Raw genomic sequence first — 11,275 nt, forward strand, 5'->3', positions numbered from 1 at the left:
CTAGTACGCGCCGAACACGTTGTCGATGGACCCGTACCGCTGGGCCGCGTAGTTGCAGGCCGCGGTGATGTTCGCGACCGGGTCGTACGGGTCCCACGAGGTGTTGGCCACGTGGTACGCGTTGAAGGTCGGGTCGATCACCTGGAGCAGGCCCTTGGAGGGCGTGCCGGCGGCCGCGTTGGAGTCCCAGAGGTTGATGGCGTAGGGGTTGCCGGAGGACTCGCGGATGACGTTGCGGTAGATGCCGTCGTAGGAGCCGGGAATCCCGTGCTCCGCCATGACGGCGAGGGAGGCCCGGATCCAGCCGTCGAGGGTGTCGGAGTAGCCGAGCGTGGTCGCGGTCTGCACGGCCGGGGTGGCCGCGGACGCGGTGGTGGCGCCGATGAGGGGGAGCGCGAGTACGGCGGCTCCGGTGCCCACGACGGCGAGCTTGCGGACGAGACGGCTGGTGCGGGTACGTCGGTGCTGAGCGGCAGCGGACATGGTGAAGTTCCTCTCCGTCGCCTGCGAGGTGAGCTGTCGGGTTCGGGCGGGAGATGCCCGGCCTCGCCTATGAATGGCGTGACTTCACCCCAAGCCGTGCCGGTATGTCCGAAGACATCCGGTTCGGCGGTCTACCTGGTTCCCCCGCTCCTGCCGTGGTTCTCGGTGGGTGTACGGGCGGTGGCAGGATTCGGCGTCCGCCCGACAGGCCGGGAACGTATGCGAGAGCACATGTCCGAAACAAGTGGCGAATTCACATGCGATGCCTATTGACCTTGGTACGAGGCATTTGAGGCGCTTGATCCTTTGCGTTCGCCAAGCCTCAACTCACGCACGGGCAAAGGCGGATCGCCAGATTCCGGATTCATGCCGGTCCGTCCGCACGAGTGGGTCAAGTCACAGTGGATCGCAAGAGGTGCAAAAGGGGCAAGAGTCTCAACTCATGCTCAACCGGCGGCCCGTGGGGTCCGCTGCTCCGGTGCCCATCCCGCAATAGCGGTCCATTCCGTACAAGTCGATAGATATTTGTTCTTATCAGATGATCAAAAACATACCGGTCGTGATCCGATACCGCCTGGCATGGACGGGGCGGGCGCTATCGGTGATCCAAAGGTGACCGGATACGCTGACTTGAGTGAGGGCAGCGACCTATCGACATTCCGTGTGACCGCCAGTAGACACCAGCAGACAGGAGACCCCTCGTGACCGTCGTCGGGCCGTTCGGGCTGAGCGTGCGGGACCAGGCTCTGGAAGCCGATGTCCAGGCCGGATTGGCGGCTGTCGAGGAGGGACTGCTCGAGGCCACCAAGAGCGAGGTCCCCTTCATCACGGAGGCCGCGCAGCACCTGGTGCGGGCGGGTGGAAAGCGGTTTCGGCCGTTGCTCGTGATGCTCGCCGCCCAGTTCGGTGACCCCTATGCGCCGGGCCTGGTGCCGTCGGCCGTGGTGGTGGAGCTGACCCACCTCGCGACGCTGTACCACGACGACGTCATGGACGAGGCCGAGGTCAGGCGGGGTGTCGACAGCGCCAACACCCGCTGGGGCAACTCGGTGGCCGTGCTGACGGGCGACTTCCTGTTCGCCCGCGCCTCGCACATCCTGGCCGACCTCGGGCCCGCGGCCGTCCGGGTGCAGTCGGAGGCGTTCGAGCGCCTGGTCACCGGGCAGATCCTGGAGACGGCCGGGCCGCAGGACGGCCGCGATCCGGTCGAGCACTACCTCGACGTGCTCGGCGGCAAGACGGGCTCCCTCGTCGCGGTCTCGTGCCGCTTCGGGGCCATGATGTCGGGCGCCGACGAGACCGTCGTGGACGTCCTGACCCAGTACGGCGAGCGCCTCGGTGTCGCCTTCCAGCTCGCCGACGACGTGCTGGACATCGCCTCCGACTCCCGGGAGTCCGGCAAGACGCCGGGCACCGACCTGCGCGAGGGCATCCCCACGATGCCCGTGCTGCGGCTGCGGGAGCGGGCCGCCCGGCTCGGCCTTGCCGAGGACATCGCCCTGTGCGAGCTGCTCGACTCCGACCTCACGGACGACGCCCGGCACGCGGAGGCGCTGGCGGCCCTGCGCGCGCACCCCGCGCTGGAGCAGGCACGCCGGGACACCACGCGCTACGCGCAGGACGCGCGCGCGGCCCTGGCCCCGCTGCGGGAGTGCGACGCGAAGGCGGCGCTGATGGAGCTGTGCGACGCGGTGGTGCATCGCGCGGGCTAGCGCAGGCCGGTCTTTCGCCAGAGCGACGCCCCCTACGGGTCGTAGGGGGCGTCGGCGTGTCGTGTCATACCCCAGGTGTACACGGAGTTGGCTCCGTGGTCTGACGCATTCTCATGGCCGATTTGGTCAGATGGACATCACGGAAAACACCACTCCTCACCGATTCGGGTGAGAATGGCGGCTACGGGTGGACGCAGGGGGAGTTGACAGCCGCCGCCGACGACGGAGGTAAGGCACACATGGCACCGTACGAATCCGACGACAGCGCGACCGCGGCGGACGCCGAAGAACTGCGTTCCGCGCGCCGGCGCAAGGCCGCGCGGTACGTCGTGCCGGCCACGGTGATGGGAGTCGCGGCGGCGACCATCGGGCTGGTCCCGGCGCTCGCCGACTCGGGCGACCCCAACCTGCCGAAGATCAGCGCACAGGAACTCATCGAGAAGATCGCCGCGTCGGACGTGCAGCAGTTGTCCGGCACCGTGAAGATCACCACCGATCTCGGTCTGCCGAACCTCGGCGGCCTGGAGAGCTCGCTCGGCTCGTCCGCAGGGCCCTCCGGCTCGGGCGACGGCTCGTCCGCCGACCCCACCACCAAGCTGACCGAGCTGGCCTCCGGCACGCACACACTGCGCGTAGCGGCCGACGGCCAGGACAGGCAGAAGGTCTCGCTGCTGGAGAACGCGGCGGAGTACAGCCTCATCCACAACGGCAAGGACGTGTGGGGCTACGACAGCAAGTCCAACTCGGTCTTCCACACCACGGCCTCCAAGAGCGACGGGAAGCAGAAGGAAGAGCTCCCCGCCACCCCCAAGGACCTCGCCCAGGGCGCCCTCAAGGCCGCCGACAAGACCACGTCGGTGACGGTGGAGGGCACCGCGCAGGTCGCGGGCCGGGACGCCTACCGCCTGGTCATCAAGCCCAAGGACGAGGGCTCCACGGTCGGTCAGATCACCGTGGCCGTGGACTCGAAGACCGGGCTGCCGCTGAAGTTCACGCTGACGCCGGCGAGCGGTGGCGCGGCCGTCGTGGACGCGGGCTTCACCCAGGTCAGCTTCGCCAAGCCGGCCGCCTCGACCTTCGACTTCACCCCGCCGAAGGGGGCGAAGGTCGAGGAGGGCGACGCCAAGAAGGCGCCCGAGCACTCCGAGGGCCTCCCCAAGGGCCGGCCCGGCGAGCTCGGCAAGGGTTCCGCCGACGGCCTCGGCAAGGGTGGCCCCGAGGGGCTGAACGTCATCGGGGACGGCTGGGACTCCATAGCCACCTTCGACACCGGCGGCCAGGGCGTCCCGTCCGGCTCCAAGGTCGGCGGTGACGTCGGCGGCTTCCTGGACTCGCTCGGCGCCAAGGTCTCCGGCAAGTTCGGTAAGGGCACCGTCTTCAAGACCCGCCTGATCAACGCCCTGATCACCGACGACGGCAAGGTCTACGTCGGCGCGGTCACCAAGGATGCGCTGGTGAAGGCGGCCGACGCGGGGAAGTAGCTCCCCGCGGAGCACGACGAATCGAGGGAGCCGATGGACCAGCCGTCCGCCACGGAGCCGGACCGGGAGGGGCCGGACGAGGGCGCTTCGGAGGGTGCTTCAGAGGGTCTGGCTGACAGCGTCATCCACACCCGCGCCCTCACCAAGCGCTACCGCGGCGGACAGCTCGCCGTGGACGGTCTCGACCTGACCGTCCCGGCGGGCAGCGTCTTCGGCTTCCTCGGCCCGAACGGCTCGGGGAAGACCACCACCATCCGCATGCTGATGGGCCTCATCGAACCGACCTCCGGCTCGGCGCGCGTCCTCGGCCGGCCCATGCCGCGCGCCTCCCGGACCGTGCTCCCGCACGTCGGCGCGCTCATCGAGGGCCCCGCCCTCTACGGCTTCCTCTCCGGCCGGGACAACCTCGTCCGCTACGACGCCGCCGACCCGACCGCCGACCCGCGCACCCGGAACACGCGAGTGGCGGCCGCCCTGGACCGAGTGGGTCTGGCGGCCGCCGCCGGCAAGAAGGCGAAGGCGTACTCGCTGGGCATGAAACAGCGCCTCGGCCTGGCCGCGGCCCTCCTCCAGCCCCGCAGACTCCTGGTCCTGGACGAACCGACCAACGGCCTGGACCCGCAGGGCATGCGCGAGATCCGCTCCCTGGTGCGGGAGCTGGCCTCGGACGGCACCACCGTCTTCCTCTCCTCCCACCTCCTCGACGAGATCGAGCAGGTCTGCACCCACGTGGCGGTGATGGCCCAGGGACGCCTGATCACACAGGGTCCGGTGGAGGAGCTGGCGGCGGAGGCGAGGAGCAGGCTGGTGGTGACGACTCCGGACACAGCGGACGCGGCGAGGATCCTCAAGGAGCAGGGGGTCGGTGATGTGGTGGTGGCCGAGGACCGGGTGACTGCTGACCCTCCGGAAGGTGACCTGGCCGCCGTCAACGCCGCGTTGGTGACAGCGGGGGTGCGCGTGCGGGGCTTCGGTGTGGAGCGAGCCTCCCTGGAGGACGCTTTCGTCGCACTGACGGGGGAGGGCTTCGATGTCGCAGGTTGAGGTACGGGCTTCTGCTTCACGACCGCCCGGCAGCCGCCGTACGACCTTCCGGGCCACCCTCTTCCGCAACGAACTCCACGTCACGTTCCGCCGCTGGCGCACCCTCGCCCTGCTGGCCGTACTCGCGGCGGTCCCGGTCCTCGTGGGCATCGCGGTGAAGATCGAGACCGGCGGCGGCGACTCGGCCGGCGGTGGTGGCGGAGGCCCCGCCTTCATCTCCCAGATCACCAACAACGGCCTCTTCCTGGTCTTCACCGCCCTCGCCGCGACCCTCCCCTTCTTCCTCCCCATGTCCATCGGCGTCATCGCGGGCGACGCGATCGCGGGCGAGGCCAACGCCGGCACCCTCCGCTACCTGCTGGTCGCCCCGGCGGGCCGCACCCGGCTGCTCCTGACCAAGTACGCGACGGTGATGGCGTTCTGCCTGGTCGCCACCCTTGTGGTCGCTCTCTCGGCGCTGACGGTGGGGGCCGTCCTCTTCCCGCTCGGCGACCTGACGACGATCTCCGGCACGCAGATCACCTTCGCGGAGGGCCTGGGAAGAGCCTTGCTCATCGCCCTGGTGGTGGCCGCGTCACTGACCGGCGTGGCGGCTCTCGGCCTGTTCGTCTCGACGCTCACGAACAGCGGCATCGCGGCGATGGCCACGACGGTCGGCCTGCTGATCACGGTCCAGATCCTCGACCAGATACCCCAACTGCACGCTCTCCAGCCCTACTTCTTCTCCCACTACTGGCTGTCCTTCGCCGACCTCATGCGGGAGCCGGTCTACTGGGACGACCTGGTGAAGAACCTCGGCCTCCAGGCGCTGTACGCGGCGGTGTTCGGCTCGGCGGCGTGGGCGAGGTTCATGGCGAAGGACATCACGGCGTGAGCTGCTCGTAGGGGAACCGCGCGAGCGGAGCCTCCTGGTCGAAGAAGGTCTTCGCCCGGGAGAGGGCATCGGTGTCCCGCAGGACGTCACCGGGCTTGCTGCCGTTGCCGAGGAGCACCCCGCCGAAGCGCATCCCCAGGTACGCGGCCGAGTTGTTGAGGGTGCCGACCAGCGGGTCGGCGACCTCGAACTCCTCGTGCGCCAGCGCGGTGACACCCCACAGCGTGCGCCCCGCCATGGTCGCCTTGAAGTCGACCCCCGGCGTGCGCAGCCAGCCCGACCAGTGGTCGAGGTAGCGCTTGACGTGCGCGGAGACCGAGTACCAGTAGAGGGGGGAGGCGATCACGATGTCCGTCGCCGCGAGCGTCGCGTCGAAGAGCAGTGCCGTGTGGCCGATCGTCGGACGCACGTGGTCCGTGTCGTGCCGGAGATCCTCGAAGTCGGGCAGCGGATGCTCCGTGAGATCGATCCACTGCTGCTCGACATCGGGGGGCAGTTGCTCGGCGGCCCGGCGGGCCAGCAGTTCGGTGTTGCCGTCGCTGCGGCTGCTGCCGAGCACGAACAGGAAACGGCGCGTCATGGAGATCTCCCGGCTGATCGGCGTACGGTGAATACTCGCACATGCATTATATGCGCGCGCAAGTACCTGTCCAGGGGGGCCTCAGGTGTACGCCTGTGCCGCCCGCGCCACCTCCAGCAGCAGCGCCTCGCCGCCGTGCCGGGCCACGAGCTGGAGTCCGACCGGGCAGCCGTCGGGACCGAGGCCGGCCGGGAGGTTGAGCGCCGGGTGCCCGGAGAGGTTGAACGCCCAGGTGAGAGCGGTGGAGTAGCGGTCGCCGGGGCCTTCGTGACCGTGCGGCGGGTGCGGGGTCGTGGGTGTCATCAGCAGGTGGGTGTCGGTGAAGATCCCGTCGAGGAGACGGTCGTTGGCGGCCCGGATGCGGTCGGCGTCCTGCAGATCGGAGCCCGGGGTGCGTAGGGCGAGCCAGGCGGGGGCGGGGTCGTGCAGGCGCGGCGAGGTGCGGGGCCGGACGAGCCGTACGACACCGGCGTCGGCCAGCCGCCCGACCGCCGCGCGGGCGATCCGGACGATCCCGGGGTCCGGGTCGGCGAAGCCGAGGTCGGGGGACCAGACGGCGGTGACGGGGCGGTCGGGGGACCAGACGGCGGTGACGGGGCGGTCGGGGGGCGGCTCGGTGCCGTCTCCGTCACCCTCGCCGTCGTCACCCTCGCCGTCGTCACCCTCGTCGCTGTCGCTGTCGCTGTCGCTGTCGCCGGAGACCGCGCGCCAGTAGGCGGCCGCGTCACGGGCGTGGCGGACGAGGATGCCGGGGGCCGTGAGGCCGTTGCTCCTGTGGCCGGTGTTCGTGATCTTGAGGCCGATCACCCCGCACCACGCCGCCGGGATCCGTATCGACCCCGCCCCGTCGCTCCCCGTCGCCATCGGGACGAGGCCCGCGGCCACCGCCGCCGCGGAGCCCGCTGAAGACCCGCCCGGGGTGCGGTCGGCGCGCCAGGGATTGACGGTACGGCCGTGGGCGCCGAGTCCCCAGGTCTGCCAGGGGGTTCCGGGACCGGGCACGGAGGTCGCGCCGACGGGTACGCACCCGGCCGCCAGAAGCGGTGCCGCACCGCGCAGCCCGTGCCGCCCCTTCACCCCGATCGGCACCCCGGCGAGCGGCGGCCGCTCACCGGCGTCGACACGCAGGTCGATCTCGTGTGCCCGCCGCAGCGCCCCCTCCTCCCACACCTCGGCGAACGCGCACAGCTCCGGATCCACCCGCCGGATCCGCTCCAGGGCGCAGGCGACGATGTCGACGGCCCGCAGCGAGCGCGAACGTACCGCCGAAGCCAGGTCCGTGGCGGACAGGGAGGCGGTGGCCGTCATGGAGCGGCGGCGGTGGCCCGGGTGAGCCGGACCAGTGCCCCGGTGGCGCGCGGGGGCGTACCGCTCAGGTCGCCGAGGCGCCACGCGGGGACCCAGGGCACGCGGTACACGTCGACCGTGGACTCGATCTCCTTGACCTGCTGGGCGAGCGGGCGCGGGAGCCGTCCGGGAGCGTCCGCCACGAGGACGACGGCGTCGAGGTCGAGCCCCGGCGGGTGCTCCCCGCGCCGGAACAGCTCCAGGGTGCGGCGGGCGGCGAGCAGGCCCGCGGCGTGCGTACGGGCGACGAGCAGCACGGAGGCCGGGGCACCGGGGCCCGGCCACTCGCGTGCGCTGTCGTGACCGCCGTAGACGGCGGCCAGGGTGGAGACACCGGCGCCGCCGTGCGTGCCGACCCACGTGAACCGCCTTCCGGTCGGGGCAACCGGCCCGCGGATCCAGATCTCCGGCCCCTGCTGCACTCTCTCCGCCTCTCGCCGCACGTCAGTTCGCCTGCCCGTGCTCCCGATCCTGTCATCCCGCCCGCCCTGCCCCCTCTGGAACAGGCCTGTGACATCACGGTGACGTGAGAACCGGGGGCGAGCGGAGAGACTCGACAGTACGTGCACGACCGTGAGGGATGAGATGTCTCGACTCAGCCGCGACAAGAAGCGGGACCAGCAGCGGGGAGCGACCCCGATCGACGTCCGCGTCCCCCTGACGGGTGAGTCCGCGACGGTGGCCGGAACGCCGGTCACCGCGTCACCCGGCGAGGAACTCCACCAGACCGTTCTGACCCACCTCCACCACCTCGCCCTCGCCGGTGGCCACACCGTCCACGCCACGATCCACGACGCCCGCATCGGTTATGTGGTCCCGTTGGAAGTCGCGACGAACGGCGCCAGCCGCTTCACGGCGGAGCCGGTACGGATGGCTCCGCCGGAGGGGGCGGCCCGTCATCAGGCCGCCGAGCAGGGAGACCCGCCGTTGCCGTCCGCCGCGACCGAGGACCCGGCGGAGACGCCTTGGCCGTCCCCGGCCCCCGCGACCGAGGACCCGGCGGAGACACACTGGCCGTCCCCGGCCCCCGACGCGCACGAAGGGGGCATGCAGGACCCGGCCCCCACCTTCCGGATGCGAAACCTGCCCCAGCCCCAGCCCCAGCCGCGGCCGGCGGACGCCGAAGTGTTCCGGACCCAGGTCCTACGACAGCTGCCGCACCCTCAGGCCAGCGGCTCGGCTCCGGCCGCCGGGACGGCCCTGCCCCCGACGGGCGAGTTCGGCCCGCCCCCCGTGATGGACACCAGCCCGGCCCCCACCTCGGCCCCACTGTCCCCGACCGACCCCGCCTCCACACCCGGCCCCCTGCCGCCGACCCCGCCGAAGCCCGGTCCCGCTCGTACCCCCGCCTGGGCGCAGCCCGATCCGGCTGACACCCCCACCCCACCGCCGTCCGACGCCGTACCGACCCTCCGACCTCAGCCCGATCCCCGTCCCCGCCCCGTTCCCGAACCCAGGCCCCTGCCGACGGCCGGTTTCGCCGCCGTCGTGCCCCAGCCGCTGCCGTCGGTCTCGCCCGCTCCCCGCAGCCCCGCCCCTCTCATGGACGCGGTCCCCCTCCTGGACGATCCCGGTCCCAGGCCGACGCCCGTGCGAGGGTTCGACGCCGTGGCCGAAGCCGTCATGGGGGAGGGGCTGGTGGTCGACGAGGACGCGGTGCTCGCGGAGCCGGTCGGGCGGATCAGCGAGGCCGTGCGGGAGGGGCGGACGGACGTGGCCGCCGAGTTGGCGGAGCGAGTCGTCGGCGAGGCGTCCGAGACCTTGGGCGCCGAGCATCCCGACGTGCTGCGGGTGCGTGAACTTGCCGCGTACATCGCCTACTTGGGCGGCGAGCCCGTCCAGGCCGCGGAGATCTCCCTCGACCTGGCGGGCATCCACCACCGCGCCGGAGACGCCGAGGCGGCCTACGGCAACGTACAGAGCGCGGCCACCGCGTGGAAGGCCGTACGGGATCCGCTGCGGGGCCTGGAACTCGGCCGCGACCTGCTCACCCTGTGGACGGACCTGGCCGCCGGGGAGGGCCCGGCGGCCGAGGACCCCGACAAGCTGGAGTCGGCCCGCACCCGGATGCTCCGCCTCGCGGAACGCGCCCGGGACGCCGACCGGTAGCCCGGGGAAGGGCCGTTACCGCGACAGCTCCCACACCGCGTACGCCACCGCGTCGCTGTTGCGGTCCAGGGCGGTGTCGTCGATGTTGGCCGTGGTGTCGCACGACGAGTGGTAGCAGCGGTCGAAGGCCAGCCCCGAGGTACCGCCCCACTTGGCCGCCTGCGCCGCCGTCTTGACGTAGTCGGCGCCGCTGAACAGCCCGCCCACCGGCACGCCCGCGTTCTTGAACGGCGCGTGGTCGGAGCGGCCGTCGCCCTCCGTCTCGATCTCGGTCGGGACGCCGAGGCCGGCGTAGTACGCCTTGAAGGTCTTCTCGATCGCCGGGTCGTCGTCGTAGACGAAGTAGCCGGGGTTCGGCGAGCCGATCATGTCGAAGTTGAGGTAGCCGCTGATCCGCGAACGGTCCGTGGTGGACAGGCGGTTGACGTAGTACCGGGAGCCGACCATGCCCAGCTCCTCCGCGCCCCACCAGGCGAATCTCAGATGCTTGGTGGGCTGGTAGCCGGCCCGGGACACGGCGAGCGCGGTCTCCAGGACGGCCGCCGAACCGGAGCCGTTGTCGTTGATGCCGGGGCCCGCCGTCACGCTGTCGAGGTGCGAGCCGGACATGACCACCTGGCTGGTGTCACCGCCCGGCCAGTCGGCGACGAGGTTGTAGCCGGTGCGCCCGGAGGACGTGAACTGCTGGATCGTCGTGGTGAATCCGGCGGCGTCCAGCTTGGCCTTCACATAGTCGAGCGAGGCCTTGTAGCCGGTACGGCCGTGCGCGCGGTTGCCGCCGTTGGCGGTGGCGATGGACTGGAGCTGGGTCAGGTGCGCCTTCACGTTGGCGACCGGGATGTCCGGGGCCGCGGCCACCGCGGGCTGTCCCGCGGGGGCCGCGCCGGCTATGGATCCGCCGGCCAGGAGGGAGACGGTGGCGACGACGGCGGTGGCCGTGACGCGTCCGGGAACCGAGAGCTTCATGTGGGGGGCTCCGAATTCCGTGGGAATCCCTGAACTCACAGGGATTCCACAGTGAATGGGTGCCTGGATGGTGAAGCTGAGGTTGACTCTCCGTCAAGGGCGGAATCCGGTCACGCCCGTTCGCATAACGGACTCCGTGGCTGCCCCGGGCTCACTGCACGCAGAACTCGTTCCCCTCCGGATCCGCCATCACCACCCACTCACCTCCCCGCTCCCGCACCTCGCGCAGCACACTCGCCCCGAGACCCGTCAGCCGCTCCACCTCGGCCGGGCGTCTGCCCTCTCCGGGGTGCAGATCGAGATGGAGCCGGTTCTTGACGGTCTTCGGCTCCGGTACGCGCTGGAAGAGCAGCCGCCGCCCCAGACCGGTGCCGCTGTCCTTGTCGTACGGGTCGTCCGGATGCCGTACGGCGACCAGATCCCGGAAGGCGAGACGGCCGTGGTACTCGACGGTGGCCTCGCGCGGCAGCGCACCGAGCTCCAGCAGCCGCTGGATCAGGGCGTCGTTGTCCTCGGTCGCGTAGTGCAGTGCGGCGGCCCAGAAGTCGGCCTGGGCGTGCGGGTCCTCGGCGTCGATCACGACTTTCCAGTGCACGGGTGTCATACCGTCACTTATAGCGGTGACCACTGACATTGATCCTGATACTCAGGTTCCGGTGGTCGTGGCTCTGCCACTGAC

The 11,275-nt window shown here is 71.1% G+C and carries 11 protein-coding genes and 1 riboswitch; of the genes, 5 read left to right on the forward strand and 6 right to left on the reverse strand.

The window, feature by feature from the left end; genetic code table 11:
- A complete protein-coding gene (locus ACFVYN_RS19290) occupies positions 1 to 483 on the reverse strand; it encodes a transglycosylase SLT domain-containing protein (protein WP_389999857.1) in 483 nt (160 codons plus the stop codon).
- A 5-nt stretch (positions 484 to 488) separates the two neighbouring features.
- Positions 489 to 661: riboswitch (cyclic di-AMP (ydaO/yuaA leader) on the reverse strand.
- 523 nt (positions 662 to 1,184) lie between these two features.
- Between ACFVYN_RS19290 and ACFVYN_RS19295 the strand changes: the two genes are divergently transcribed.
- The 4 genes from ACFVYN_RS19295 (at position 1,185) to ACFVYN_RS19310 (ending at position 5,594) form a co-directional block, all read left to right on the forward strand.
- Complete coding sequence (locus ACFVYN_RS19295; protein WP_389999860.1) at positions 1,185 to 2,195, forward strand: polyprenyl synthetase family protein; 1,011 nt, start codon at positions 1,185 to 1,187, stop codon at positions 2,193 to 2,195.
- A 239-nt stretch (positions 2,196 to 2,434) separates the two neighbouring features.
- Entirely contained in the window at positions 2,435 to 3,676 is a 1,242-nt protein-coding gene (locus ACFVYN_RS19300) for an outer membrane lipoprotein carrier protein LolA (protein ID WP_389999862.1), read from the forward strand.
- 33 nt (positions 3,677 to 3,709) lie between these two features.
- Positions 3,710 to 4,720, forward strand: a complete 1,011-nt coding sequence (locus ACFVYN_RS19305; protein ID WP_389999864.1) for an ABC transporter ATP-binding protein — start codon at positions 3,710 to 3,712, stop codon at positions 4,718 to 4,720.
- A complete protein-coding gene (locus tag ACFVYN_RS19310; RefSeq protein WP_389999867.1) occupies positions 4,707 to 5,594 on the forward strand; it encodes an ABC transporter permease in 888 nt (295 codons plus the stop codon). The genes ACFVYN_RS19305 and ACFVYN_RS19310 overlap by 14 nt, the downstream gene beginning before the upstream one ends.
- On the opposite strand, the gene ACFVYN_RS19315 is transcribed toward ACFVYN_RS19310, so the two are convergent.
- From ACFVYN_RS19315 to ACFVYN_RS19325, 3 genes are all read right to left on the reverse strand, one after another.
- Positions 5,584 to 6,174 (reverse strand): flavodoxin family protein, encoded by a 591-nt coding sequence (locus tag ACFVYN_RS19315; RefSeq protein WP_389999870.1) that lies wholly within the window; start codon positions 6,172 to 6,174, stop codon positions 5,584 to 5,586. The two genes, ACFVYN_RS19310 and ACFVYN_RS19315, sit on opposite strands and share 11 nt — an antisense overlap.
- Before the next feature lie 81 nt (positions 6,175 to 6,255).
- Positions 6,256 to 7,482 (reverse strand): amidase, encoded by a 1,227-nt coding sequence (locus ACFVYN_RS19320; protein ID WP_389999872.1) that lies wholly within the window; start codon positions 7,480 to 7,482, stop codon positions 6,256 to 6,258.
- Positions 7,479 to 7,943: a DUF6668 family protein gene (locus ACFVYN_RS19325; protein ID WP_389999875.1), complete on the reverse strand. Its 465-nt coding sequence runs from the start codon at positions 7,941 to 7,943 to the stop codon at positions 7,479 to 7,481. Before ACFVYN_RS19325 ends, ACFVYN_RS19320 begins: the two co-directional genes overlap by 4 nt.
- A 163-nt stretch (positions 7,944 to 8,106) precedes the next feature.
- Between ACFVYN_RS19325 and ACFVYN_RS19330 the strand changes: the two genes are divergently transcribed.
- Entirely contained in the window at positions 8,107 to 9,630 is a 1,524-nt protein-coding gene (locus ACFVYN_RS19330; RefSeq protein ID WP_389999877.1) for a hypothetical protein, read from the forward strand.
- Positions 9,631 to 9,645: 15 nt separating this feature from the next.
- On the opposite strand, the gene ACFVYN_RS19335 is transcribed toward ACFVYN_RS19330, so the two are convergent.
- Positions 9,646 to 10,596, reverse strand: coding sequence for a M28 family metallopeptidase (locus ACFVYN_RS19335; RefSeq protein WP_389999879.1), 951 nt, complete (start codon positions 10,594 to 10,596; stop codon positions 9,646 to 9,648).
- Positions 10,597 to 10,747: 151 nt separating this feature from the next.
- Positions 10,748 to 11,200 (reverse strand): VOC family protein, encoded by a 453-nt coding sequence (locus ACFVYN_RS19340; protein WP_389999882.1) that lies wholly within the window; start codon positions 11,198 to 11,200, stop codon positions 10,748 to 10,750.
- Positions 11,201 to 11,275 lie beyond the last annotated feature (75 nt).

The sequence above is a fragment of the Streptomyces sp. NPDC058307 genome (assembly GCF_042880295.1).
In the GTDB taxonomy this organism is placed as follows: Bacteria; Actinomycetota; Actinomycetes; order Streptomycetales; family Streptomycetaceae; genus Streptomyces.